This is a genomic window from Rhodococcus daqingensis, assembly GCF_042665615.1.
Classification (GTDB): domain Bacteria; phylum Actinomycetota; class Actinomycetes; order Mycobacteriales; family Mycobacteriaceae; genus Rhodococcus_G; species Rhodococcus_G daqingensis.
In genome coordinates this window covers 431,652-457,888 of the sequence record NZ_JBHTCS010000017.1, presented here as the reverse complement: position 1 = coordinate 457,888, position 26,237 = coordinate 431,652, and the positions used below count along the sequence as shown (strand labels likewise).

The following is a 26,237-nucleotide window of genomic DNA, read 5'->3' as shown; positions in this document are numbered from 1 at the left end:
GAACCCTATCGGCAGGCGCCGCGGCGAGAGAGTATTGGACCGTGGACACCATTCCGATCCAGATGCCCGACGGCACCACCATCGCGGTACGGCTGTTCGCAGGCCGGGAGGCGGCGCCGGTGGTGGTGATCTTCCCGGGCCTCGGCGTGCCGGGAGGGTTCTACGATCCGGTCGCCGAGGCGCTTGTCGCGCAGGGATTCAACGCGGCGATCGGTGAGCTCCGCGGGCAGGGTGACAGCAGGCCCCGGCCGGGAGCCGACAGCAGCTACGGGTACCAGGAACTGGCGTCCGTCGACTATCCGGCGGTCTTCGAGGTCGCCCGCGAGCGGTTCCCGGACAGCACCCCGTACCTGCTCGGTCACAGCATGGGCGGGCAGCTGGGGTTGATGTATGCGGCCAGGGCCAGGGGAAAGCTCGGCGGCCTGATCCTGGTGGCGTCGGGTTCCCCGTACCACCGCGGGCACGGGGTGGTGCGCGGCGCGGCGCTGCTGGCCGGGTCGGCGGCGATGTCGGTGACGGCGAACGTCGCCGGGTTCTGGCCGGGGGACCGCTTGGACGTCGGGGGGTTCGGCAGGCAGTCGAAGGTGCTGATCGGGGACTGGTCCAGGTTCGCGCGCACCGGCAGCATCGAACCCACGGGAGCCGACATCGACTACGAGGAGCGGATCGGCCGGCTGACGCTGCCTGTGCTGTCGATCTCCATGGAGGACGACGACCTGGCACCGCGGCAGGCGATCAAGAACCTGATCGCGAAGATGCCGAAGGCGGACCTGACCACCTGGCATCAGCCGGAGCCGCTGGGCCACAACGGCTGGATCCGCAGCCCGGACAGCACCGTCGGCCGGATCGTGGAGTGGCTGCACGACCGCGCCTGACCCGCCGAGCGTGCACCTGCGGTCCGTCCCACTCGCGCGATGTACCCGTAACTGCACACTCGGCGGGGATACCCTTGATGTGATCACCTAGACCCGGCCGCACCGTGCGGTCGGCTCGGAACCGATCCGCCATGGATGAACCCGTTCGCCCCACGAGTGATGAGACGATCGCCAGCGGGCCGCTGACGCAGGTGGCTCCCGATACCGCCCTGCACGGGAGCTCGATCGGATCGGACACGACCGGCACACACCCGGAATCGGGGCTCGTCGTCGACACGGGCGTCCGTCGCCTGGTCGCCGACTGGGAGACGACGAGGTCCCCGTCCGACCTGACGGACTACCTCCCGGACGCGGCGGCGATCCGGCGCGCGGCACTGATCGACCTGATCATGGTCGACCTCGAGTACCGGTGGTTGCGCGGTGGCCAGCCGAAACGGATCGCTGACTACTGCCGCGAGTTCCCCGAACTGCTCGCGGAGCCGCTGCCCCCCGAGCTGGTGTACGAGGAGTTCCGGGTGCGGCGCGCCAGCGGGGCGGGCGTCGAACCGAGCGAGTACCTGATCGGCTTCCCACTGCAGGCCGATCGATTCGAATGGCTGCTCGAGCACGATCTGCCGGGGCACCGCGGCGCGCCCGTCCCGATCGAGCTGCCCGAGAACACCGAGTTCGCGGCCGGGCAGCAGCTGGACGACTTCGAGCTCGTGGCCGAGCTCGGTCACGGCGCGTTCGCCCGCGTGTTCCTGGCCAGGCAGCTGTCGATGCAGCGCCCGGTGGCGCTGAAGATCTCGCGCAACGTCGGCACCGAGCCGCAGACCCTCGCCCAGCTCGACCACCCGTACATCGTCCGGGTCTTCGATCAGCGGCTGTTCGAGGACCGGCAGGTGCGGGTGCTGGTGATGGAGTACGTGCCGGGCGGCACGCTGCTCGACGTGGTCAAGCTCGTCCGCGCCACCCCGCCGGAGCTGCGCAGCGGTCAACTGCTGATCGAGTCGATCGACAAGGTCCTCGCGCGCAAGGGGGAGGTCCGGCCGAGCGAGTCGAGCGTGCGCGCCGAGATCGCGGCCCTGTCCTGGCCGGAGACCGTCGCGTGGATCGGCATGCGACTGGCCGACGCGCTCGAATACGCGTGCGCCCACGGCGTGTTGCACCGCGACATCAAGCCGGCCAACGTGTTGCTCAGCGTCGAGGGTGTCCCGAAGCTCGCGGATTTCAACGTCAGCTCCAGCGACAGCGTCGACCCGGCGGGCCGGTCCGGCTTCGTCGGCGGGTCGGTCGCCTACATGGCGCCCGAGCAGCTGGCCGCGGTGTCCCCGGAGTGGGCCGCTGGCGCGGCGCCGGTCGACACCCGCAGCGACATCTACGCGCTCGGGGTGATGCTGTGGGAGCTGCTGACCGGGGTCCGGCCGTTCGAGGACGCCCCCGCGGGCGGGCCGCAGGCCTCGCCCGGCGACGTGCTCGCGATCCGGCGTCGCGGTGTCGATCCGGCGGCCAGGACCCGGCTGCCGGCCGACTGCCCGGCCGCCCTGCGTCGCGTCCTGATGACCTCGCTCGCCTTCGAGCCCGCCGACCGCTGGTCGAGCGGCCGCAAGCTGGCGCGGCAGTTCGCGCTCTGCCTGGACCCGCACGCCCGCGACCTCGTCGATCCGCGGCCGGGCAGCTGGCGGTCGACGCTGTCGCGGTGGTCGCTCCCGATCCTGCTGGCCGCGATCGGCATCCCGAACCTGCTGGCCGCGGGCTACAACTACTACTACAACAGGGTGCTGATCATCTCCGACCTCTCACCCGAGGCCCAGGACCATCTCGAGCAGGTCCACCTGTTGGTCGGTGGGCTGGCGTTCCCCCTCGGCGCGTTCCTGATCCTCTACTGGTGTCGGCTCGCGCTGAGCGTGCCGCGCGGTCTGCGCAGGGGTCGGCGGTACGAACCCGAGACCCTGGCTCGGGCGCGGACCGCGACGCTGAACCTGGGCCACCGCGCCGTGGTCGTCGCCTTCGTGTTGTGGGTGGTCGCAGGCGTCGCCTACCCGATCGCGCTGCAGGCCGCGGCGGGCGGCATCCCGTCGCATGCGTACTCGCACCTGATCGCCTCGCTCGCGGTCTGTGGTGCGGTGGCCGTCGCGTACCCGTTCTTCATCCTGACGTTCTATGCGGTGCGTTGCGTGTACCCGATCCTGTTGTCGCACGGCGAGATCGGCAGCGCCGACGGTCGCGACCTGCGGTCGCTCGGCCGGAGCATCACGCGCTACCTCGCGGTGGCGGCGTCGGTTCCGCTCGTGGGTGTCGCCGGGCTCAGCTTCGTCGGGGCCGAGCCCGGCAACGCCGTCAACGCGACCGTCCGCGCCCTGTGCATCGGCGGCATCCTCGCGTTCATCGGGGTATACCAGCTGTTCCGGTGGGTCGAGGGTGATCTGCGCGCCCTCACCCGGGTGGTGTCGCTGGGCGGCTCGCGCGGATACGCCGCCGACATCGACGCCCCGGAGTCCGTTCAGACACCGCGACGCGAGCCCCAGGTCAGCCCGCCAGCTGTGCCCACAGGAAGGTGAAGGTCAGCGCCGTCTTGAACGCCAACTGGGCGTTGTCGGAGGCGCCGCCGTGGCCGCCCTCGATGTTCTCGTAGTACCAGATGCGGTGCCCTTGCTCCTCGAGTCGCGCGGCCATCTTCCTGGCGTGGCCGGGATGCACCCGGTCGTCCCGCGTCGACGTCGCGATCAGGACCGGCGGATACGACGCCTCCGCATCGGTGTTCTGGTACGGCGAGTACCGGGAGATGAACTCCCATTCGTCGGGGTCGTCGGGGTCGCCGTACTCGGCCATCCAGGACGCGCCTGCCAGCAGCAGGTGATACCGGCGCATGTCCAGCAGCGGAACCTGGCAGACGATCGCACCGAACAGTTCCGGGTACCGGGTGAGCATCACACCCATCAGCAGCCCGCCGTTGCTGCCGCCCTGGGCGCCCAGCTGGGCGGGGGTGGTGATCCCGCGCTCGACGAGGTCCCGCGCGACGGCGGCGAAGTCCTCGAACACCTTGTGCCGTCCGGCCTTCAGTGCCTGCGTGTGCCACTCGGGCCCGTACTCGCCGCCGCCGCGGATGTTGGCGACCACATAGGTGCCGCCGCGCTCGAGCCAGGCCAGGCCGGTCGCCCCGCTGTACGCCGGGGTCATCGAGTTCTCGAAACCGCCGTAGCCGTACAGCAGGGTCGGTCCCGGGCCGGCGGGAGCGGAGCCCGCCGAGCGACCCGTCTGGTTCCCACGCACCACGAAGTAGGGGATCCGGGTGCCGTCCTCGGACACCGCGAAGTACTGAGCGACCGTGAGCGGGTCCGCGTCGAAGAACGACGGCGCCTGCTTGAGCACCTCGATCGGCTCGCCGACCGTGCCGTGCAGCAGCGTCGCGGGCGTGAGGTACCCGCTCGAGTTGAGGAAGAACTCGTCGCCCTCGACCGGGTCCACGTCGAGGACGTCGGTGGTGGTGAGCTCGGAGATCCCCTCGAGGGGCACGTCCGTCCAGCCGCGGGGCGCCGGCGTCCGCACCCGCAGCCTGGTCTGCACGTCGGACAGCGTCACCAGCAGCAGGTGGTTGCGGGTCCACACGTACTGCTCGAGCGAGGTGTGGGCGTCGGGCGCGAAAAGCACCGTCAGGTCGCGAGATCCGGCGAGATAGTCCTCGTACCGGGCGGCCAGCAGGGTGCCGGCCGGGTACTCGTGCCCGTCGACGGACCAGGCGGACCTGGTGCGGATCAGCAGCCAGTCCCGGTGCACGGAGACGCCGGCGTCCTCGGGCGTCTCGATCCGGACCAGGCTGCCGTCGTCCATCAGCTGGAAGCGCCGGGAGTTGTAGAAGTCGATGGACCGCTCGACGAAACTGCGCTCGAACCCGGGGGTGCGGTCGTACCAGGCCGACACCGCGACGTCGGTCTGCTCGCCCTCGAAGACGGTGACGGCGTCGGCGATGTCGGTGCCGCGGGTCCAGCGCTTGGCGATCCGCGGGTACCCGGAATCGGTGAGCGACCCCGGCCCGATGTCGGTGCCGACGTACGCCGTGTCCGCGTCGATCCAGCCGATGTCGGTCTTGGCCTCGGGCAGGAAGTACCCGCCGTCGGCAGGCTCGAGGAAACGGCGTCGCTCGAGATCGAACTCGCGGGTCACCGTCGCATCGGCGCCGCCCCGCGACAGGCTGATCAGCGCCCGCTCCTGGCCGGGCCGCAGCACCTGCGCGCCGGACCACACCCAGTTCTCGCCGTCGCGTTCGGCGAGTTCGTCGACGTCGACCAGCACCTCCCAGTTCGGGGAGTCGGTGCGGTACTCGTCCATCGTCGTACGCCGCCAGAGTCCGCGGACGTGCTCGGAGTCGCGCCAGAAGTTGTAGAGGTACTTGCCCCGGAGCCGGACGTACGGGATGCGGGCATCGGTGTCGAACACCGCCCGGATCCGTGCCTGCAGGTCCTCGAACCCGGCGTTGTCGGTGAAATCACCGGTGGTGCGGCCGTTGCGTTCGCGCACCCAGTCCAGCGCGGGCTCGGCGGTGACGTCTTCGAGCCAGAGGTAGGGGTCGTGCAGGTCGGAAGCCATTGTTTATTGATACCCCTGACCGGGAAACCGAGCTGGTACGGGACCCCCGCGAGTGGTAAGAATGACCGCCGGTGTCGACCGGCACAGACCGCGGCCGCAGCCGAGACGAGAGAGTCACAACCATGCCACCCGCTGTACATCTGCGTTCCCCACGAGCGTGGCAGTCGCTCGCCACCGTGATCCTGGCGGCAGCCGTCCCGATGCTGAGCACCGGCTCCGTGGCGACCGCGGGGGCACCGGCACCGGCCGCGCAACAGCAGGACAAGGTCTCACGCCTGGTGTCCGACGTCGCGGGTCCCGCCCAGAAGCGATCCATCACCGTGTACTCCGCGTCGATGGACCGGGAGATTCCGCTCGACGTGCTCCGTCCGAAGGACACCGGCACCCCGGCGCCGACGCTCTATCTGCTCAACGGCACCGGTGGGGGCACCGGCAAGATCACGTGGGAGCAGCAGACGGACGTCGCGGAGTTCTTCGCGGACAAGCACGTCAACGTGGTCACACCGCAGGCCGGTTTCGCGTCCTATTACACCGATTGGGTGAAGGACGACCCGGTTCTCGGGCGCAACAAGTGGACGACCTTCCTGACGAAGGAACTCCCGCCGATCATCGATTCGCATTTCGGCGCGAACGGGGAGAACGCGATCACCGGGATGTCGATGTCCGGGACCTCCGTGCTCAGCCTCGCCATAGCGGCGCCCGGTCTCTACAACAGCGTCGCCTCCTTCAGCGGATGCGCGATGACGAGCGATCCGGTCGGCCAGCGGTATGTCGAGCTGGTGGTGGAGAACCGGGGCAAGGGCAACTCCGAGAACATGTGGGGACCGAAGTCCGGGCTGGGGTGGAAGGACAACGACCCGTTCGTCAATGCGGAGAAGCTCCGCGGGGTGCCGATGTACATCGCCAGCCGCACCGGTGCGCCCGGGCAGTACGACACGTTCGACAATCCCCGAGTCGACGGCGACCCCGTGGTGCTCGCGAACCAGATCGTCGTCGGAGGGGTCATCGAGGCCGCGACGAACGAGTGCACCCACAAGCTGTCCGACCGTCTGGCCTCTCTGGGCATCCCGGCGACCTTCGCGTTCGAGCCCACCGGATCGCACTCGTGGGGCTACTGGCAGGACGATCTCCACAACGCCTGGCCGATGCTCGCGCGTTCGATGAACATGGAGCCGTAGCACTTCCGCGCCCCATCGTCGCGACAGCGAACCACCGATGACGTAGAGCGGCCCCGCACCGGGAATCCGGTGGGGGCCGCTCTTCGTCGATCGAGGTGGACTACAGGCCGATGGACTCGGCGAGCATCGGCCACGACTCGTGCAGGTCGTCCTGCCAGTAACCCCAGGAGTGGGTGCCCGCGGGGCGGAAGTCGAAGGTCGCAGGGATGCCCAGCTGACCCAGCCTGCCCTGGAGGTTGTGCGTGCACTGGTTGACCGCGGCCTCGATGGCACCGCCCAGGATCACCTGGTTGGCCAGGACGTCGGCCCTGCCGTTGATGGCCGGGTTGGCCAGGTTGTCGTGGTCACCGGGCAGGCCGGTGGAGGCGGAGACGAACAGCTTGACGCCGCGCAGCTTCTCGGCGTTGACGACCGGGTCGTTCGCGGCCCAGCCGGGGCCGTCGAGCGGGCCCCACATGTTGGTCGCCTTGGCGCCGCCGCGGGACTCGACGACCGTGCGGATGTAGAACTTGCCTGCGTCGGTGCTGGTCTCGGCGCAGCCGCTGTAGGCGCCGACGCTCCGGTACAGCTGCGGGGCCGCGATCGCGAGGTTGAGCACCGAGGTGCCCGCCATCGAGATGCCGGCGATCGAGTTGACGCCGGTGGTGTCGAACGCCGCGTCGATGATCGGGGGCAGTTCCTTGGTCAGGAAGGTCGTCCACTTGTTCCGGCCGAGCTTCGGGTCGTCCTGCTGCCAGTCGGTGTAGTAGCTGAAGGCGCCGCCGATGGGGGTGACCACGTTGACGTTCTTGTCCGCGAAGAAGGCCATGATGTCGGTCTGCTTCTGCCAGGTGGCGCGGTCCTCGCCGCCGCCCGCGCCGTTGAGCAGGTACAGGCTCGGGCGCGGGGCGCTGGTGTCGGCGGGGGTGATCACCTCGACCGGGATCACCTCGTCCATCGCCGCGGAGTAGACGTGCGCGGTCACCTTGCGGTCGGAGTTCTTCTCGATCCGCTCGAGCTTCGAGCCGGCACCCGACTCCGCCGCCGGTGCGGCGGGCGCGACGGCGGGGCTCATCAGCATGGGCAGCACGGAGAGCGCGATCGCCGCCGCGACGAGTCGGCCACGGCGGGATGTCTGAGGACGCATGCGAGAAACCTTCACCTTTGATTCGTCGGCTCGCCGATCCAGGGCGTTACGGGAGCGCAGTCACGGACGTCGCGGACTCGGCCCAGCCGGTACGGGGTCCTTCTCTTTGTACCCGACTACGCCGGTTGCCAGCTACCGTGCCGGCAGCGGTCGTCGGGATTTCGCCACGTCGCGGTCGTCCGCCGCCGTGTGCTACCGGTGAGTAACCGGACCATGCCGGGACAGCGGATCGCGGCGGGTCTACCCTGAGCAATCGTGACCTCACACTATGACGTCGTTGTTCTCGGGGCCGGTCCCGGTGGGTACGTCGCTGCTATCCGCGCGGCACAACTCGGACTGAAAACCGCCATCATCGAAGAGAAGTACTGGGGTGGTGTCTGCCTGAACGTGGGCTGCATCCCGTCCAAGGCACTGCTCCGCAACGCGGAACTCGCCCACATCTTCCACAACGAGGCCAAGACCTTTGGCATCTCGGGAGATGTGAAGTTCGACTTCGGTGCCGCCTTCACTCGGAGCCGCTCGGTCGCGGACGGCCGCGTCAAGGGCGTGCACTTCCTGATGAAGAAGAACAAGATCACCGAGTACGACGGCCGCGGCACCTTCACCGATGCCAAGACCATCTCGGTGGCGAAGTCGGACGGGACCACCGAGACCGTCACCTTCGACAACGTCATCATCGCGACCGGCACCACCACCCGGATGCTGCCCGGCACCGCCGTCAGCGAGAACGTGGTGACCTACGAGGAGCAGATCCTCACCAGCGAGCTGCCCGGCTCGATCCTCGTCGTCGGCGCGGGCGCGATCGGCATGGAGTTCGCCTACGTCCTGCACAACTACGGCGTGAAGGTCACCATCGTCGAGTTCCTCGACCGCGCGCTGCCCATGGAGGACGTGGACGTCTCCAAGGAGATCACGAAGCGGTACAAGAAGTACGGCATCGAGATCAAGACCTCGACCGGCGTGCAGTCGGTCACCGACAACGGCGCGGCGGGCGTCACCGTCACCATGGCCAAGAACGGCAGCGACCAGGTCGAGACCGTCGTGGTCGACAAGGTGCTGCAGGCGATCGGTTTCGCGCCGAACGTCACCGGCTACGGCCTGGAGAACACCGGTGTCGCGCTCACCGACCGCGGCGCCATCGCCATCGACGAGCGGATGCGCACGAACGTGCCCGGCATCTACGCCATCGGCGACGTCACCGCGAAGCTGCAGCTCGCCCACGTCGCCGAGGCGCAGGGTGTGGTCGCGGCCGAGACGATCGGCAACGCCGAGACCCTCGAGCTGGGCGACTACCGGATGATGCCGCGCGCCACGTTCTGTCAGCCGCAGGTGGCCAGCTTCGGTCTCACCGAGGAGCAGGCCAAGGCGGAGGGGTACGACGTCAAGGTCGCGACCTTCCCGTTCACCGCCAACGGCAAGGCGCACGGCCTGGCCGACCCGTACGGCTTCGTCAAGCTGATCTCCGACACCAAGTACGGCGAGCTGCTCGGCGGCCACCTGATCGGCCCGGACGTGTCCGAGCTGCTGCCCGAGCTGACCCTCGCGCAGAAGTGGGATCTGACGGTCAACGAGCTCGCGCGCAACGTGCACACGCACCCGACGCTGAGCGAGGCCCTGCAGGAGGCCATCCACGGCCTCGCGGGACACATGATCAACTTCTGATCCAGAATCGAAGAGAATGCGCGGCCGGTATCCACCCGCCGCGCATTCTTCGTTTTGGGGTCTTCGCCGTCAGCGTGCCTGGTAGCGCGATTGCGCGTCGATGACCTCGGGCATGCGCGACTCCACCAGTTCGATCAGCCCGACCAGTCGGGACGCCACGTCGGCGCCCAGCGGGGTCAGGCTGTATTCGACCTTCGGCGGGATCGCCGTGAGCACCGCGCGGTCGACGAGCCCGTCGCGCTCGAGGGCCTGCAGGGTCTGCGACAGCATCCGCTCGCTGACGCCGTCGACGCGGCGGCGCAGCGCGCTGAAGCGGTAGGGGCCTTCGGCCAGGGCGGCCAGGGCGAGGGTGCCCCACCGTCCGGTGACCGTCTGGATCACCTCCCGCGAGGCGCAGGCGCGCTCGAACACGTCCGCGGCGAAGGCGAGGCCGGGCTCGGATTCCGGCAGGTCGGGGTCGGTCATGGAGCCAAGGCTACTACCCGCCGATACCTCAGTGCTAACTCAACAGGTTGCGCTTACGAAAAATAAGTGCATGATGGACGCGGACGGTTTGTTTGAAGCGTCAACTCAACTGACTCGCGACACCAGGAGTGCACATGACCATCGCCATCACCGGTGCCACCGGACACCTCGGCCGCCTCGTCGTCGAATCGCTGCTGGCGCGCGGCGCCGACGCGGGCGAACTGGTCGCCGTGGTCCGCGACCCGGCCAAGGCCGCCGACCTCGCGGCGAAGGGCGTGCAGGTCCGCGCGGCCGACTACGCCGATCGTGGCGCGCTGGAGGCCGCGCTGGCCGGTGTCGACAAGCTGCTGCTGATCTCGGGCAGCGAGGTCGGGCAGCGGCTGCCGCAGCACACCAACGTCATCGAGGCCGCCAAGGCCGCCGGGGTCGGGTTCGTCGCCTACACCTCCGTGCTCGGTGCCGCGGACAGCCCGCTCTCGCTGGCTCATGAGCACAAGGCCACCGAGGAGGTCCTCGCCGCCTCGGGCATCGACCACGCCCTGCTGCGCAACGGCTGGTACTGGGAGAACTACACCATCGACCTCGCGGGCACCATCGAGCGCGGGGTGCTGGCGGGCGCCGCAGGCGACGGCAGGGTGGCCGCCGCGGCGCGGACCGACTACGCCGAGGCCGCGGCCGCCGTGCTGCTCGCGGACGGCCAGTCCGGGAAGGTGTACGAGCTCGGCGGCGACGAGCGCCTGACGCTCGCCGAGCTCGCAGGAGAGATCTCTGCGGCGGCGGGCAAGACCGTTGTCTACCAGGACCTCTCGGAGGAGCAGTTCGGCGCCGCCCTCGAGAGCGCCGGCCTTCCCGCCGTCTACGCCGGGATGCTCGCGAACTCGGACGCCGGCATCAAGGCCGGCGCATTGGACACCACCAGCGGCGACCTGCGGACACTGATCGGCCGCCCGTCCACCCCGGTCGCCGAGGTGCTGAGGCGCTCCGCGCCCGTGCGCGGTTGACGAGTCCCTGCACTCGTCAACCGCGCACAGGCGGCGCAGCCGCCTAGTGCATCCCGACGGGTGCCTCGTCGGGCAGATCGCCCTTCTTCGCGCGGACCAGCACGACCACCAGCGGGGTGATCACAGCGATCAGCGCCGCGGCCCAGCCGAAGACGTGCGCGTAGCCGGAGACCTCGGCGGTGAACGCGTGCTCCTTGAGCGCGCCGATGAACTCCTGCACCGGGGCCGGCAGCGCCGCCAGTTCCTCCGCGGTCGGCGGCACGGCCGTGGCCAGGTCCGCCGGGATCGCGCTCGCGGGGACGCCCGCGGGCGCGGTCGGGGCGGCGTTGGTGGCGGTGAACGCCGACTTCGCCGAGACGTAGATCGTGGTGAACAGCGCGGTGCCGAGCGCCCCGCCGATCTGGATGGTGGCATTGGCCAGCGCGCTGGCCGCGCCCGCGTCGTGATCCTTGACGCCGATCAACGACAGATTCTGCATCGGCACCATCAGCAGACCGAGGCCGAACCCGAATGTGGCCAGGCCGGGGAGCACGTGCGTCCAATAGGAGCTGTCCACCCCGATCTGCGTCAGCAGCGCCAGCCCGACGGCGGCGACCAGCGGCCCGACGACCATCAGCGGCTTCGGCCCGATCTTGGTACTCAGCTGGGCCGAGATGCCCGCCGCCATCACGATGAAGATCGCCATCGGCAGCGAGCCGAAGCCGGCGGCCACCGGACTGAAGCCGAGCACGATCTGCAGGTAGAAGGTCAGGTACAGGGTGCCGCCGAGCAGCGCGGACCCGACCAGCATCGAGCCGATGAACGAGGCGCCGCGGTCGCGATGCCACGGCACCGACAGCGGCAGCAGCGGGTTCTTCGAGCGCTTCTCGACCAGGACGAAGGCGGCCAGCGAGACCAGGCCGAGGCCGATGAAGCCGACGGTCTGCGTGGACGCCCAGCCGTGCTTCTCCGCCTGGGTGAAGCCGTAGACCAGGGAGCCGAGGCCGATCGCGATGAGCACGGTGCCGGGGATGTCGTAGCTGGTGTCGCCGTGCGCCTTGGTCTCCCGGACGATCGGCGCGGTGACCGCGATCGCGAAGACCGCGACGGGGATGTTCACCAGCAGGCACCAGCGCCAATCGACGTACTGGGTGAGGAAGCCGCCCAGCAGCAGGCCGATGGCGGCGCCGCCGCCGGAGATCGCGCCGAACACGGCGAACGCCTTGGCGCGTTCCTTCTCACCGATGAATGTGGTGGTGAGGATGGCCAGCGCGGCGGGGGCGAGCAGCGCCGCGAACACGCCCTGTAGGGCGCGGGCGGTGAACAGCTGCATGCCGTTCTGGGCGAAGCCGCCGATCGCGGAGGCGGCAGCGAAACCGGCCATGCCGACCATGAACGAACGCTTGCGGCCCCAGTAGTCGGCGACGCGGCCGCCGAGCAGCAGGAGGGCGCCGAACGCGAGGGCGTACGCGGTGACCACCCACTGGCGGTCGGAGTCGCTGATGCCCAGCTCGACCTGGGCGTCGGGCAGCGCGATCGAGACGATGGTGCCGTCGAGGACCACGGTGAGCTGCGCGAGGGCGACGATGCACAGCACCAGCCAGCGCCGCTCGTGGTTCGGATTCTCGGTGATCGCGGATGCCGCGACGTCGTCGTGGACGTCCTGTGTGCCAGTGGACATGCTGAATTCCTGCCGTCAGGAGGCACGGACTCGCGTCACGGCCCAAGAGGCCGGACGCTACCGACGGGCGCAACCGACGGTCAATCAAAACGGCCGGTCGGGTTGCCATCGTCACATCGCGCGCGTCCCGGCTTGCCGTGAGCGCGGGCGTATGAGCATCGCGGACGCTCGGCGAACGGTGGCTAGCGGCGGAAGGTGTCCCGGTCCAGGCGCAGCGTGCCGATCGTGGTGGCGAGCATGTCGTACTGGCCGACGAGCAGCAGGAATTCGATCATGCGGCGCTCGTCGAGGTGCGCGGCCAGCGCCGACCAGTGCGCGTCGTCGAGGTCCTTCGTGGCGACCAGCGTGTCGACCGCCGCCAGCATCGCCCGGTGCCGATCGCTCCAGCCGGGTTCCTCCGGCCCGGCCAGCACCCGGTCGAGCAGCTCGGGGGTCACCCCGGCTCGCCTGCCCAGCCGGATGTGGTGGTCCATCTCGTAGTCGCAGCCGCGCAGGTGCGCGACGCGCAGGATGATCAGCTCTGTCTCGTGCCGGGAGATCCGCCCGCCCGGCATCAGTCCCGCGCCGAAGTGCAGCCAGCCGCGGAAGGTGCCCTTGGTGCGGCCGAGCGTGCTGAACAGCTGCGCGTCAGGGGTGCCCGAGACCGTCGACAGCACCCGCCACACCACCCAGTTGATCGGCCCGAGCTGACGCAGCCGGCCCGGGGTGATCCGCGCGCTCATCGGGCGCTGTCCGAGAGACGGAGCGGCAGCTCGGGTTGCACGGTGGTGTACCTGGTGTGCTCGGTCCGCGCGATGGCCAGCGCCTGTGCCATGTGCGGCTGCGGCCGGAGCTCGACGATCCGCTGCGCCGCCATCCGGCAATGCAGCAGCCCGCCGACCCACCCCGGTGCGTAGATCCGCTTGCGGCGCCGGGCGATTCCCTTCTCGAAGGCGGTGATCGCGACCTCGAGCGGGGACATCGCGGTGAACATGCCCGACCACTTGATCTTGTCCGCGGCGGCCGTGTCGAAGCCGATCGAGATCATGTCGGTGTCGATCTCGCCCAGGTACCCGACGCCGACGCGGGTGCCGAGGTGGCGCATCTCCACCCGCAGCGTGTTGCCGAGCGCCTCCGCCGCGGCCGCCGTCGCGCTGTACGCCCCGAGCAGGGGGAGCTGCGCCCCGACGGCCCCGGAGGTGATGATCAGCGCGTATCCGTCGCGGTGTCCGATGTGCTCGCCCGCCGCGCGCAGGGTGTAGTAGGTGCCCATCAGGTTGACGTCGACGATGCGCTGCATGACCGCCGGGTCGCCGCCGAGCATCGGCAGCTGCGCCCCGACGCCCGCGTTGGCGATCACCACGTCGAGCCCGCCCAGTTCGTCGACGATCCCCGCGACCGCCGCGTCGACCTGGGCGTGATCGCGCACATCGCAGTAGCGCCAGGGGGCGTTCCCGCACGCCGTCGCCACCTGCTCGAGCAGTTCCCGCTCGAGCCCGAGCAGGCCGACCCTCGCGCCGTGCTGGTGCAGCCGCTTCGCGAGTGCGGCGCCGATGCTCCGGGCCGCGCCGGTGATCAGGACGCGGCGCCCGGCCAGCCCCTCCTCGAGACTTCTCGCCATCGCGTTCCGCACCCCTTGTGTTCGTGCCCAACGGTTCTTACTCAACGGTAGGAAAACGCTACACCGGACGCGCCCGCCCGCGGCGCACATTCGCGGTCCGGCGGACGGCTACTCGCGGATCGCGCGGGCCATCGCGGAGCTGGCCACCGCCTGACCGGTGCGCTCGACGACCAGGTCCCTGGCTCGGCGGATGTGCAGGTGCAGCTCCCCGGCCGCCGGGCCCAGGTCCCCGGCGAGCAGGCCGCGGACGATCTTCAGATGCGAGTCGACGGTGGCGCGGACGCGTTCGGGGGTCCACGGGTCGAGCCGTCGGACGGGGCGCAGCTTGCTGTGCACCGAGTCGAGGGCCTCGGCCAGGGCCTGATTGCCCGAGGCCCGCAGCAGCGTGGCGTGAAAGGCCTCGTCGCTCGCGATGAAATCGGGACCGGGTGCGGGCGGTTCCGCGCGCATCCGGGTCCAGCGCTCGAGCTCGGGGCGCAGGATGTCCTGCGCGTGCTCGAGCCGACGGTCCTCGATGACGCGGTCGATACCCCGCAGCTCGACGGTCATCCGGAGCTCGTACAGGCCGTGGAGGTCCTCGAACCGCGGACGGTAGGGGAACAGTCCACCGTCCTCCCGGGCGACGAGCTCCTCCGACAGCAACCTGGCCAGCGCCTCCCGCACCGGGGTGCGCGAGACGCCGTACAGCTCGGCGAGACGCTCCTCGCCCAGCCGGTCGAGCGGGCTGAATCGTCCGCAGACCAGGTCGTCGCGGAGCGCGCGGTACACCTGCTCGCCGAGGTGTGAATGTTCCTGACGCGCCCGCGATCTCGCGGCCATGGTCAGATGGCCATCGCCGCGCGGACCGCCGACTCGGCTCCGGGCGAACGGACGCCGCGCCCGCCCTCACCGGTGGAGGTGATCCGTCCGGATTCGAGCACGTAGTAGCTCTGCGCCGCCTGCAGGGCGAAGCCGATGTGCTGCTCCACCAGCAGCACCCCGAGGCCGCCGCGACCGGTGAGTTCGACGATCGTGCTCTCGATCTCGGCGACCACCGACGGCTGGATGCCCTCGGTCGGCTCGTCGAGGATCAGCATCCGGGGCTCGGTGATCAGGGCCCGGGCGATGGCGAGCTGCTGCCGCTGGCCGCCGGAGAGCAGCCCGGCGCGCCTGGTGAGCAGGCCCTTGAGCGCGGGGAACAGGTCGAGCGATTCGTCGATCAGCGCCCGCCCGCGCTTGCGGCCGTCCGCCACGACCTGCAGGTTCTCCGCCGTGGTGAGCTGCCCGAAGGACTGCTGGCCCTGGGGCACATAGGCGAGGCCGCGGGCCACCCGGGCGCTGGGGCGCAGCTTGCTGACGTCCTCGCCGTCGAAGAGGACCTGGCCCGAGTTGATCTTCAGCAGCCCGACCGCGGCCCGGAGCAGGGTGGTCTTGCCCGCCCCGTTGTGGCCCATCACCGCGGCCACCCCGTCCGCGGGCACCTCGACGGTCACGCCGTGGATGACCTCGGTGCGACCGTAGCCGGCGCGAACATCCTTGAGCTCAAGCATTCTCGGTCTCCTTCGTGGCGGTGGTCTCGGCCTCGGCGGCCGAGGCGGTACCGAGGTACACCTGCTGCACCTTCGGGTCGGCCTGGACCTCCTCGACCGTGCCCTCGGCGAGGACCTTGCCCGCGTGCAACACGGTGACGGAGGTGGCGAACGCGCGCATGAAGTCCATGTCGTGCTCGACGACGACGACAGTTCGCTCACCGCCGATGCGCCGCAACAGGCTTCCGGTCTCTTCCCGCTCGTCGTGACTCATGCCCGCGACGGGTTCGTCGAGCAGCAACACATCGGCGTTCTGGACCAGGAGCATGCCGATCTCGAGCCACTGCTTCTGCCCGTGCGCCAGGATGCCTGCCTGCTTGTCGCGCAGGTGGCCGAGACCGGTGATCTCGAGCGCCTCCTCGATCTGCGGGCTGACGGATCCGCGCCTGCGGAGCAGGGTCAGCGCGGAGCGGCCCGCGCCCGCGGCGATGTCCAGGTTCTGCAGGACGCTGAGCTGCTCGAAGACGCTCGCCGTCTGGAAGGTTCGGCCGACGCCGAGGCGGGCGATCTTGTGCACCTTCTTGCCGATCAGCTCCACACCGGACTTGGTCACCGAGCCGGTGGCCGGGACCAGGCCGGTGATCGCGTCGACCAGGGTGGTCTTGCCTGCCCCGTTGGGGCCGATGAGAAAGCGCAGGTCGCCCTGCATCAGGGTCAGGTCCACCCCGTCCACGGCGGTGAACCCGTCGAAGGTCACCCGCAGGTCCCTGACCTCGAGGTACTGGCTGGACATTCCGGCGTTGCCGCCGAACACGGGCATTGTCGCGCTGGTCATCGGGCCACCTCGAGTTCGGGAAGGGCGTCGGGGGTGTCGTCGCGGGGGGCCTGCTCGCGCGGACTGCGGCGACGGATCAGGGCGATCAGCCCGGCCACGCCGGCGGGGAAGAAGCCGACCACCACGATGAACAGCAGGCCCTGGGCGTAGATCCAGCCGGAGGGAAAGTTCTCGGACAGGGTGGACTGCGCCCACGCGACGCCGATCGCGCCGAGCACCGGACCGAGCAGGGTGGCACGGCCGCCGATCGCGACACCGATGAGGAACGCGATCGAGGGGACGATGCCGACGTCGGCGGGGGAGATGATGCCGACGATGGGGACGAACAGCGCGCCGGCGACACCGGCGAAGAAGGCGGCGACCACGTAGGCGACGACCTTGATGTTCGCCGGGTCGTAGCCGAGGAACCGGACCCGTTCCTCCTGATCGCGGACCGCGACCAGCAGTTCGCCGTAGCGGCTGTACATCAGCTGCCGGGTCAGGGCGACCACGAGGAGGAGCACTCCGGCGGCGATGAAGAACAGCATCCGCTTGTTCGCGGGGTCGCTGAGATTGAAGCCGAAGAAGGTGCGGAACCGGTTGAGCCCGTTGCTGCCCCCGATCGTCTGCTGGCCGACCAGCAGGATCGCGAAGGCGGCGGCGAGGGCCTGCGACAGGATGGCGAAGTAGGCGCCCTTGACCCGGCGCTTGAACACCCCGAGGCCGAGCACGAACGCGACCAGTGCGGGCACCACCAGGATCGCGAGGATCGTGACGACCGGCGAGGCGAACGGGGTCCAATAGCCGGGCAGCTCTCCGATGCCGGCGATCTGCATGAAGTCGGGGACGTCGTTGCCCTTGAGTTCGGCGTCCGCGATCTTGAGGTGCATGGCCATCATGTAGGCGCCGAGTCCGAAGAAGACGCCCTGGCCGAGGGTGAGCATTCCGCCTCGGCCCCAGGCCAATCCGATCCCGACGGCGACGATGGCGAAGCAGAGGAACTTGCCGAGCAGGTTGAGCCGGAAGTCGCTGAGCACCGCGGGTGCGAGGCCGAACAGCACCAGGGCGGCCAGGGCGAAACCGGCCAGCGGCCGCCAGCGCGTGAGGATGCCGGTCATACGAGACTCCTAGTCTTCACGGCGAACAGGCCCTGCGGCCGCACCTGGAGGAAGACGACGATGATCACGAACAGGATGACCTTCGCGATAGACGCGGTCGTCGAGTACTCGATGTAGGAGTTGAGGATGCCGAGAGCGAACGCCGCGATCACCGCCCCCTTGATCTGTCCGAGGCCGCCGACCACCACGACCAGGAACGCGTCGATCAGGTAGGACTGGCCGACCGTGGAACTCGTCGACCCGATCAGGGTCAGCGCAACACCCGCGACTCCGGCGAGGCCCGAGCCGATGAAGAACGTGGTGATATCGGTTCTGCGGCTGGAGATTCCGCTGGTCTCGGCGAGATCGCGGTTCTGCACGACCGCCCGGATCCGCCGCCCCATCGGGGTGGTCTTGAGCGCGACGGCCAGCACCGCGACGCAGACGACGGCGAGGACCAGGATGAAGATGCGGGTCTTCGGGACGACGGCGCCGAGGATGTCGACGCCGCCCGCCAGCCACTCCGGGGCGACCACGTTGACGGCGGGCGCCCCGAAGATGTCGCGGGCGAGCTGCTGCAGGATCAGGCCCACGCCGAACGTCACCAGCAGGGTGTCGAGAGGGCGGTGGTACATCCGCTGCACGAGGGTCACCTCGAGCAGCACCCCCATGGCCCCTCCGACGAGGAAGCCGACGAGCAGAGAGATCAGCAGGGAGGCCCCCGCCGTCGAGAACACCTGTTGCACAACGTAGGCGGTGTACGACCCGGCCATGATGAATTCACCGTGGGCCATGTTGATCACGCCCATCTGGCCGAAGGTCAGCGACAGTCCCAGCGCTGCCAGCAGCAGGATCGACCCGATACTCAGGCCGGTGAACAACTGTCCGATCACGACATCCATGTCGAATGCCCGTCCTCTCTACTCTCTGTCGTCGGCTGCTCGGGTCGGCTACTTGCTGGCCAGGCTCTCGGCCCACGGGTAGGTGGTCAGGTACGGGTCGGGCTCGATCGGGCTGCCCGAGTCCCACACGGTGTAGATGAGGCCGTCGGGGCGGATCTCGCCGATACGGGCGGTCTTGGTGATGTGGTGGTTGTCGCCGTCGATCGTCACGAGTCCCTCGGGGGCGTTGAAAGTGACTCCGTCCGCGGCGTTCTGGATGTCCGCGACCGCGAAGGAGTTGGCCTTCTCCGCCGTGTTCTTCCACAGATAGACCGACGTGTAGGCGGCCTCCATCGGATCCGAGGTGGGCTTGGTGGCGCCGTACTTGGCCTTGTAGGCGTCGACGAACTTCTTGTTCTCCGGGCTGTCGACCGTCTGGTAGTAGTTCCACGCGGTGAGCTGGCCCGCGATGTTCTGCGCACCGATGCCTGCCACCTCCTCCTCGGCGATCGAGACCGAGACGACGGGCATGTCGGCGGCCTTGAGACCGGCGTTGGTGTACTCGCGGAAGAACGCCACATTGGAATCGCCGTTGAGCGTGTTGAACACGGCGTCGGCGTCCGCGGACCGGACCTTGTTGACGATCGTGGAGAAGTCGGTGGAGCCGAGCGGCGTGTAGTCCTCGCCCTTGATCTCGATGCCGTTGGCCGCGGCGTAGGCCTTGATCTCGCGGTTCGCGGTCTGCGGGAACACGTAGTCGCTGCCGACCAGGTAGAGCGACTTCACGCCCTTCTGCTTCAGGTAGTCCAGGGCCGGGATGATCTGCTGGTTGGTGGTGGCGCCGGTGTAGAAGATGTTCTTGGAGTCCTCGAGGCCCTCGTACTGGACGGGGTAGTAGAGCAGGGAGTTCTTGTCCTCGAACACGGGCAGCATGGCCTTGCGGCTGGAGGAGGTCCAGCCACCGAAAACCGCTGCGACGCAGTCACTGCTGATCAGCTTCTCGGCCTTCTCCGCGAACACTGTCGGCTCGGAGGCGCCGTCCTCGGCGACGACCTCGATCTTCTTGCCCAGCACGCCACCGGAGTTGTTGATCTCCTCGACGGCGAGTGCGATGGAGTCGCGGACGGTGACCTCCGAGATCGCCATGGTGCCGGACAGCGAGTTCAGCGAGCCCACCTTGATGGTGTCGCCGGAGGTGTCCACACAGGATTCGGCCGTGCCGGACGCGGCGGTGTCGTCGCCTGCCTTGCTGCCGCACGCGCTGAGCACCAGGCCGACCGCGGCCAGGGCAGCCGGGGCAACGAGGGCGCGCTTGGTGATCGTGGTCCTACGAGAAACGGACATGTACAGCCTTTCCTTCGTCGGGGAGGCGGCCGCCCGGACAGCGCGCGCCGCACACCGAACACGCCCTGTATCCGCGATGCGTATACAGGGCTGTATTCGTGTGAGCGCAGACGATATGGGCGCGTTGTTGCGCCTGAATGTCACTGCGTGACTTGTTTGTGTCCCGGATTACAGGCAGGTGAACAGGAGTGCCCGAGCGGCGGTTTCGCCGGCTCGGCGGGCGGCGGGGGTGAGGGGCGGGTTCAGCGAATGAGGTAGGGCGACACCGAGCTGCGGTGCTCGTTGATGTCGAGTTCCTTGCCGAGCGGGGGAAAGGCCCGCTGCGGGCAGTTCATCCGCTCGCACACCCGGCAGCCGGCGCCGATCGGGGTGGCGGCCGCCTCGTTGTCCAGGTCGAGGCCGTCCGCGTAGACGGTGCGGTGCGCGTGCCGGAGCTCGCAGCCGAGGCCGATGGCAAAGGTCTTGCCCGGCTGGCCGTATCGGGCCGCCCGGCGCTCGACAGTGCGCGCCACCCACAGGTAGCTGCGGCCGTCCGGCATCTGCGCGATCTGGGTCATGATCTTGCCGGGGTACCCGAACGTCTCGTACACATTCCACAGGGGGCAGGTGCCGCCGCTGGAGGAGAAGTGGAAGCCGGTGGCGGACTGCCGCTTCGACATGTTGCCCGCCCGATCGACCCGGACGAACGAGAACGGCACGCCGCGGAGCTTCGGGCGCTGCAGGGTGGAGAGCCGGTGGCAGATGGTCTCGTAGCTCTGGGAGAAGAAGGCGGACAGCCGCTCGATGTCGTAGCGGAATTCCTCGGCGATGTCGTGGAACTGGGTGTACGGCAGCACCGTTGCCGCGGCGAAGTAGTTGGCCAACCCGAGGATGGCGAGCGACCGGGACGACTCCGAGGTGAAGTTCCCCTCGTCGACCATCCTGTTCAGCAGATCCCCGCACTCGAGGTAGGCCAGCTCGGCGGCGAACTTGAACACCTTCTGCCCGCCGGACAGGTGCGGGGAGATCTCCAGCACGCGGGACTCGGGGTCGTAGCGGTGCAGCACGCCCTCGCCGAGGTCGATCCGCTGCACGATCTGTACGTCGTGCACGTTCTCGAGCCGCCGGGCGATCTCGCCGGCGACGTCGCCGCGGTGGAATCGCATCCGCGCGGTGAGCTCCTCGGCGGCGGTGTCCAGCTCGTGCAGGTAGTTCTGCCGTTGATAGAAGTAGTCCCGCACCTCCTCGTGCGGCATGGTGATCGCGCCGCTGCCGCTGCCGTCGCTGTACCGGTCCTCCGTCGCCGCGGCCAGCTGCGCCGTGGTGTTGCGGTAGCGGCGGTGCATGTTCACGATGGCCTTGGCCAGGCTCGGGTGCGCGGACACCATCTCCGCGATCTCCTGGGCGTCGGAGTCGATGCCCATCTCCTGGTCGAGCGCGACCTCCCGCAGCTCGGCGATCAGCCGGGTGTCGTCCTGCGAGGAGAAGAAGGTGGTGTCCACCCCGAAGACCTCGGTGATCCGCAGCAGCACGGGGACGGTGAGCGGCCGCACGTCGTGCTCGATCTGGTTGAGGTAGCTCGCCGAGATCTCCAACGTCTGGGCCAGGGCGGCCTGGCTCATGGACCGCTCGGTGCGGAGCTGGCGCAGTCGCGCGCCGACGTAGGTTTTCGCCACTCATCCAGGCTAAAACGGTCGACAGATCTTCGCAAGAGAGGGTTAGCAGCATTAGCTACAACGCTCTATCCTGGTGTATCGGGTTCGAATAAGGGTGCGAGCAATGGGCATCTTGTGTCGGCGTGGCTTGGTGGCCGCGGCCGTGTCGGTATTGGTCATGATCGGCGCCGCCGCCGGGGCGGACCCGATCACGGATCTTGCCGCGCCCGCGCGGACTCCGGCATCCCTCGCGGCCGCACCTCTGGGCGACCCGTGGTTCGAGCCGCCGCCCGGGTTCGAGAACTCCCGACCGGGAACGGTGCTGCACACCCGCGCGGTGACGGTGGCGCGGCTCAGCACCCCGGTGACGTCCACGCAGCTGCTGGTCAGGTCGGCGGATTCACACGACCGTCCGGTTCCGGTGGCGGCCACCGTCATCGTGCCGACCGCGCCGTGGGCGGGGCCGGGCGCACGCGCGGTGGTCGGGTACAACACGGCCATCGACTCGCTCGGGCAGGCCTGTGCGCCGTCCTCGACGCTGCCGCGCGGAGAAATGATGGAAATCGGTGCGGTGCAGGAATTCCTGGCCCGCAACTACGCCGTGGTTGTGACCGATCACGAGGGCCCGCTGCAGGCCTACGCCGCCGGGCGGATGGCCGGTCACGCCGTGCTCGATGCCCTGCGGGCAGCGGTGAACACCCCCGGGCTGGGTCTGGCCCGGTCCTCCCGGATCGCGGTGACCGGGTACTCCGGCGGCGCGATCGCCTCCGGCTGGGCCGCGAAGCTGGCGCCCAGCTACGCGCCGGAGCTGAACCTGGTCGGCGCCGCGTTCGGCGGCACCCCCGCCGACTACCGGATCCTGTTGGGGTCGATGAACGGGCGCAACGGGGCGTCCACGGTGCTGTTGGCGGCGGTCTTGGGGCTGGCGCGCGAATACCCCGAGCTGTTCGGGCTCTTCAACGACAACGGCTGGCGGCTCGGGATGCTGGCGAAGGACCTCTGCTTCGCGCAGTTGGCGGCTCCCGGGGTGGTGGCGCCGATCCCCGTGCAGGCCATGTCGGACGTGCCCGACGTGGTGAACCATCCGGTCGCTCAGCGCGTGCTCGACGAGACCCGGATGGCCGGGCAGGCCCCGACCGCGCCCGTGTTCCTCTATCAGGGACAACAGGATCCGTGGATCCCGAGGGAAGGGGCGGAACGGCTCTACGACGACTGGTGCGCGCGTGGCGCGTGGGTGCGGCTGGAGGAGTACGCGGGCGAGCACGTCACCGCGGCCGGGGTCGGCGCACCGATCGCGCACCGGTGGATCGACGACCGGCTCGCCGGGGTGCCGGCGTCGCCGGGCTGCAGCAGTGTCGGGCGCTGAGCCCGGCGGCGTGAGGGGCGTGGCGGCCGGCTGGGACACTGGGCCGATGACGAACGACGCGCCGGGAGGCCTGGAGGTCGGGGCGACCCTGACCACCGCGATGATCAGCCCGGTCTCGGGTGGCCTGGTGCGTACCTGGACGGACAGCGACAGCGTGCTGTGGAGCGTCGACGACCCGGACGGGCTGAGCGAACTGCTCGGACGCGGACTGATCGCGCGTACCTCGGTGCCCGGCGAGCGGTTCCGGGAGGCGGTGCTCCTCGATGCCGAGGCCGGCACCCTGCTGGTGCAGGGACGCTACCCCGAGTCCGCGGAGAACATCTCGGCGCGGGTGTTCCGGCTCGGGGAGCCGGTCCGCCCCGAGCGCAACCCCTGGACCGACCTCGATCACTTCCTCGCCGCCGCCGCGGCGTCCGCCGTCGCCCGCGACGAGTACTGGGTGGTGGAGCTCGGCGGCTGGGACGCGCCGCACGAGCCGTACTGCTTCTTCGGGGTCATCGCCGACGAGGGGGAGCGGGTGTCGGTGATCGAGACGGCGCCGGTGCCGCGGGACACCGGGGTCTGGCCGGAGGTGCCCGAGGACGGCAGGCCGGGCACGTCGGTGTCCTCGCCCGCGTCCGAGGACACCATCGAGGCCGCGGGGATCTTCGCGGTCACCGCCGTTGAGTCCTGGGGCGTCTCGCCGTGGGACGTGGCGCTGACCTTCGGGCACCGGGCGCCGTAGTCGAACCCGCTTTCCAGCTCCTCACCTCGCCGGGCGGCCGCCGCCGCACGGGCTTTTCACCGTGGGTGGGTGGATCCCACACCTTGGGTAGCTTCTGGTCCCCGCGCCAATGGCTCAATCTATTCATGTCACATCGAGAATAGAAAGGAGGGATTGGAAATGCGTCGATTCAAGTTCACCGTCGCCGCGCTCGTCGGCTTTGTGCCGCGAAAAGCGCCGGGCATGTACGAATGGTCCTGACAATGCTCAACAGTGCGGGCGGTCGATTTGATCGGCCGCCCGCACTCTCATTAGGAGATGTAAATGGCACGGCCACCAATGCTCGGGACGTCGAGAGCAGAATTAGCGGAAGCGTACGATCGCGGGCGGCTGGCCTTTCTGCTCGACGCCGCGGAACTCGGGCCGATCGTCGAACTCTGGCCGGGAACCTTCCTCGTGTCGGGTCACCGCGAGGTGCACGACGTACTTGTCGGGTCGAATCGCAAGTTCCTCTCGACACAGAACTTCCTCAGAAACAAGGTGTCGGGCGACCTCGGATCCGAGTCGGTGCAGCGGTGGATGCAATCACGTAAGGCGGCATCCGCGGCATTGGCCTCGCGTGATCGTCTCGAGGACCACCAGGTCGAACTCGCACACGACACACACGCGATCGTCCGGAGTTGGCTGGGGAGGGCGGTCGGCGATCGGGAACTGATCGACACCTTGCAGATCCTCACGTCCGCGTCCATCAGTCGATACTGCTTCGGAACTCGAGACTTTGACGAGATCCCTGCTCTCGCACAAGAACTTCTCGATTCACTCTTCCCGATCACGGCGAGCCCGTTCGTCCTCCCCCGGTGGTTGCGCTGGCGGCCTTCCGATCTGCGAGTCCGCAGGGCGCTCCGCAATCTGGAATCGGCCGTGGCGAAGCTGGTGCAGGCGCCGGGCTCGGACGGATTGTGTGATGACCTGCGGCGCGCCGATCTTCCGCCCAAAGACGTAGTGCAAATGATTATTTCGACACTGCTGGCCGCCCATGGCGTTCCGGCGGCAGCCATCCTGTGGGGGATGGTCGAGCTCGGTGGACGCAGCGCAGTCCAAGAGCAACTCCGAGGTGAGGGCGGTGCCAGCGCGCTCACGCGCGTGGTGTCGGAGACGCTCCGCCTGTGGCCTCCGTCGTGGATGCTGGGCCGTGACGCGGCCGAGGACATCCGTTTCGGGGACTGGGAGATGAAGAAGGGCAGCGTGGTGATGGTGTCCAGCTGGGTCACCCACCGGGTATCGCCCACCTTCGCGCCGACCGGTGGCGACTTCAGGCCAGAGCGGTGGATCGACGCGGCGCCGCAGCGCGGCGAGTTCATCCCGTTCGGCGGCGGGCCGCGATGGTGTGTGGGCGCGAAGTTCGCGGAACGGGAGCTGTCGACTGTCTTGGGTGAGATCGTACGTAATTCCACGATGCGAATTCAGCTGTTGGGCGCCGAACTGAAAGTGAACGAGCGCAGAACCCTCACCCCCGAGGGATTTTCTATGAGGTTCTATGTCCCGGTAGGCGCGTGATGCGCGGAAAACTCCGGGACAGACTGGGGTTTGCCTTTCTCCTCGCCGGCCCGGTCGCGGACTCCGCCATCGTGGTGATAACGGCCGGTCTGGTTATTTCGGCCGGGGGAGGTGCGGCGCTCCTCTCGCTGGCCTTCGGCGCTCGATGCGTCGGAATTCTCGGCGCGGGAATTGTTGCCGGCACGTTGGCGGACCGGCTCGACAAACGGGCGATCATTCTCTCGACCTACGCTGGTCGTGGTGCGCTGATCGCCGTACTTCCGGCGCTCGCGGGCGGACCTCAGATTCTGCCCGTCATGGTCGCACTGGGCGTGTGCAGTGGGCTGTCGCAGCCGGCCGCAACAACCGCGGTCTATCTTTCGGTTCCCCGCGACGCTCGGGCCGGTCAGCTGGCGACCTGGCATTCGCTGAGCCTCACCGTGCAAGTGGTGTCGCCCGCAGCAGCGGCGCTGCTGATCTCGGCGACGGGACCGACGGTGTCGGCACTTCTGCTCGTCGCGACCGTTGCCGTGGGTGCCGCTTTCGCACGTGCGGTCACCCCGAGTCCGACGCGAACCGACCCACCCACGGGGTTTGTCGAGGACACGCGTGAGGGTTTCCGATACGTCAAGGAAAGTCATTGGCTGCGGACGGTCATCCTGGTGTCCGCGGCACAAACAGCACTACCGGTCCCGGCCTGGCTCCTGATCGTCAACGCGGGGTCGATCGAGCGATGGTTCGCGGGCGCTCAGGGTTACATCATGGCCCTGTTCGCGCTCGGTGGCATTGTCGGCACGAGTCTGCTGGGAAAGCGGATTCCTTCTCGCCCGGCGCAGTCGGCGTTGCTGGCGCAGGGGGCGATCTGCGTCGGCCTCGTGGCATTGAGCCTCTATCCGCCGTTTTCCGTGATGGCCGTGGTGGCACTGCTCGTCGGCGCCGCGATCCGATTGGGCAGCGTCTGGGCGGATGTGCTCGTGGCGACGCAGGTGCCCGAAGAGATGCTCGGGCGCGTCGCCGGACTGGGCGCGACCCTCGCCAATGTATGCATGCCGATCGGCTACATGATCGCCGGCGCGCTGCTGGCGCCACTCGGCGCCGCGGTGACAGCAGGTCTCGCGGCCACGGTGAGTGCGGCGGTGACGGCCGTCGGTGTGATGCGGGTTTCGGCGCCCGCCCGGACGCCGCCGGTGCGGAGCACGGTCTGACCCCCGCGGTGCCGGC

General features: G+C 69.0%; 22 protein-coding genes. 9 read left to right on the top strand and 13 right to left on the bottom strand.

What is annotated here, in order from left to right; translation table 11 throughout:
• Positions 1-41 precede the first annotated feature (41 nt).
• On the top strand, positions 42-875 hold the full coding sequence (locus ACFQS9_RS16215; RefSeq protein ID WP_378406401.1) for an alpha/beta hydrolase family protein: 834 nt from the start codon (positions 42-44) through the stop codon (positions 873-875).
• Positions 876-1,006: 131 nt separating this feature from the next.
• A complete protein-coding gene (locus ACFQS9_RS16210) occupies positions 1,007-3,415 on the top strand; it encodes a protein kinase domain-containing protein (protein WP_378406399.1) in 2,409 nt (802 codons plus the stop codon).
• On the opposite strand, the gene ACFQS9_RS16205 is transcribed toward ACFQS9_RS16210, so the two are convergent.
• Positions 3,384-5,441 (bottom strand): prolyl oligopeptidase family serine peptidase, encoded by a 2,058-nt coding sequence (locus ACFQS9_RS16205; RefSeq protein WP_378406397.1) that lies wholly within the window; start codon positions 5,439-5,441, stop codon positions 3,384-3,386. The two genes, ACFQS9_RS16210 and ACFQS9_RS16205, sit on opposite strands and share 32 nt — an antisense overlap.
• Positions 5,442-5,563: 122 nt before the next feature.
• Between ACFQS9_RS16205 and ACFQS9_RS16200 the strand changes: the two genes are divergently transcribed.
• Complete coding sequence (locus ACFQS9_RS16200) at positions 5,564-6,619, top strand: alpha/beta hydrolase (RefSeq protein ID WP_378406395.1); 1,056 nt, start codon at positions 5,564-5,566, stop codon at positions 6,617-6,619.
• A gap of 100 nt (positions 6,620-6,719) precedes the next feature.
• Here ACFQS9_RS16200 and ACFQS9_RS16195 read toward each other — a convergent pair whose 3' ends face one another.
• Positions 6,720-7,745, bottom strand: coding sequence for an alpha/beta hydrolase (locus tag ACFQS9_RS16195; RefSeq protein WP_378406393.1), 1,026 nt, complete (start codon positions 7,743-7,745; stop codon positions 6,720-6,722).
• A gap of 255 nt (positions 7,746-8,000) precedes the next feature.
• On the opposite strand from ACFQS9_RS16195, the gene lpdA reads away from it, so the two are divergent.
• Entirely contained in the window at positions 8,001-9,407 is a 1,407-nt protein-coding gene (gene lpdA, locus ACFQS9_RS16190) for a dihydrolipoyl dehydrogenase (protein ID WP_378406391.1), read from the top strand.
• A gap of 69 nt (positions 9,408-9,476) precedes the next feature.
• Here the strand turns inward: lpdA and ACFQS9_RS16185 are convergent, their stop codons facing one another.
• On the bottom strand, positions 9,477-9,872 hold the full coding sequence (locus ACFQS9_RS16185; RefSeq protein WP_378406389.1) for a winged helix-turn-helix transcriptional regulator: 396 nt from the start codon (positions 9,870-9,872) through the stop codon (positions 9,477-9,479).
• 134 nt (positions 9,873-10,006) lie between these two features.
• On the opposite strand from ACFQS9_RS16185, the gene ACFQS9_RS16180 reads away from it, so the two are divergent.
• A complete protein-coding gene (locus ACFQS9_RS16180) occupies positions 10,007-10,873 on the top strand; it encodes an SDR family oxidoreductase (RefSeq protein ID WP_378406387.1) in 867 nt (288 codons plus the stop codon).
• Between the two features lie 43 nt (positions 10,874-10,916).
• Here the strand turns inward: ACFQS9_RS16180 and ACFQS9_RS16175 are convergent, their stop codons facing one another.
• The 10 genes from ACFQS9_RS16175 to ramB all read right to left on the bottom strand — a co-directional run bounded on the left by ACFQS9_RS16175 (position 10,917) and on the right by ramB (position 21,432).
• A complete protein-coding gene (locus tag ACFQS9_RS16175) occupies positions 10,917-12,533 on the bottom strand; it encodes an MFS transporter (RefSeq protein WP_378406385.1) in 1,617 nt (538 codons plus the stop codon).
• A gap of 182 nt (positions 12,534-12,715) precedes the next feature.
• Entirely contained in the window at positions 12,716-13,255 is a 540-nt protein-coding gene (locus ACFQS9_RS16170) for a carboxymuconolactone decarboxylase family protein (RefSeq protein WP_378406383.1), read from the bottom strand.
• Entirely contained in the window at positions 13,252-14,133 is an 882-nt protein-coding gene (locus ACFQS9_RS16165; protein WP_378406381.1) for an SDR family NAD(P)-dependent oxidoreductase, read from the bottom strand. Before ACFQS9_RS16165 ends, ACFQS9_RS16170 begins: the two co-directional genes overlap by 4 nt.
• A 108-nt stretch (positions 14,134-14,241) precedes the next feature.
• On the bottom strand, positions 14,242-14,952 hold the full coding sequence (locus ACFQS9_RS16160) for a GntR family transcriptional regulator (RefSeq protein WP_378406379.1): 711 nt from the start codon (positions 14,950-14,952) through the stop codon (positions 14,242-14,244).
• A gap of 2 nt (positions 14,953-14,954) precedes the next feature.
• Positions 14,955-15,662 (bottom strand): urea ABC transporter ATP-binding subunit UrtE, encoded by a 708-nt coding sequence (gene urtE / locus ACFQS9_RS16155; RefSeq protein WP_378406378.1) that lies wholly within the window; start codon positions 15,660-15,662, stop codon positions 14,955-14,957.
• Complete coding sequence (urtD, locus tag ACFQS9_RS16150) at positions 15,655-16,476, bottom strand: urea ABC transporter ATP-binding protein UrtD (protein ID WP_378406376.1); 822 nt, start codon at positions 16,474-16,476, stop codon at positions 15,655-15,657. Before urtD ends, urtE begins: the two co-directional genes overlap by 8 nt.
• A complete protein-coding gene (gene urtC / locus ACFQS9_RS16145; protein WP_378406374.1) occupies positions 16,473-17,573 on the bottom strand; it encodes an urea ABC transporter permease subunit UrtC in 1,101 nt (366 codons plus the stop codon). The genes urtD and urtC overlap by 4 nt, the downstream gene beginning before the upstream one ends.
• Positions 17,570-18,454 (bottom strand): urea ABC transporter permease subunit UrtB, encoded by an 885-nt coding sequence (gene urtB / locus ACFQS9_RS16140; protein ID WP_378406372.1) that lies wholly within the window; start codon positions 18,452-18,454, stop codon positions 17,570-17,572. The genes urtC and urtB overlap by 4 nt, the downstream gene beginning before the upstream one ends.
• A gap of 48 nt (positions 18,455-18,502) precedes the next feature.
• A complete protein-coding gene (urtA, locus tag ACFQS9_RS16135; RefSeq protein WP_378406370.1) occupies positions 18,503-19,777 on the bottom strand; it encodes an urea ABC transporter substrate-binding protein in 1,275 nt (424 codons plus the stop codon).
• A 242-nt stretch (positions 19,778-20,019) separates the two neighbouring features.
• Positions 20,020-21,432, bottom strand: coding sequence for an acetate metabolism transcriptional regulator RamB (ramB, locus tag ACFQS9_RS16130; protein ID WP_378406368.1), 1,413 nt, complete (start codon positions 21,430-21,432; stop codon positions 20,020-20,022).
• A 103-nt stretch (positions 21,433-21,535) separates the two neighbouring features.
• On the opposite strand from ramB, the gene ACFQS9_RS16125 reads away from it, so the two are divergent.
• The 4 genes from ACFQS9_RS16125 (at position 21,536) to ACFQS9_RS16110 (ending at position 26,221) form a co-directional block, all read left to right on the top strand.
• A complete protein-coding gene (locus ACFQS9_RS16125; RefSeq protein WP_378406366.1) occupies positions 21,536-22,777 on the top strand; it encodes a lipase family protein in 1,242 nt (413 codons plus the stop codon).
• Between the two features lie 46 nt (positions 22,778-22,823).
• Positions 22,824-23,501, top strand: coding sequence for a hypothetical protein (locus tag ACFQS9_RS16120; protein ID WP_378406364.1), 678 nt, complete (start codon positions 22,824-22,826; stop codon positions 23,499-23,501).
• 303 nt (positions 23,502-23,804) lie between these two features.
• Complete coding sequence (locus ACFQS9_RS16115; RefSeq protein ID WP_378406362.1) at positions 23,805-25,037, top strand: cytochrome P450; 1,233 nt, start codon at positions 23,805-23,807, stop codon at positions 25,035-25,037.
• The gene (locus tag ACFQS9_RS16110) at positions 25,037-26,221 is read left to right on the top strand and encodes an MFS transporter (protein WP_378406360.1); all 1,185 of its coding nucleotides are present in this window, start codon (positions 25,037-25,039) and stop codon (positions 26,219-26,221) included. The genes ACFQS9_RS16115 and ACFQS9_RS16110 overlap by 1 nt, the downstream gene beginning before the upstream one ends.
• Positions 26,222-26,237 lie beyond the last annotated feature (16 nt).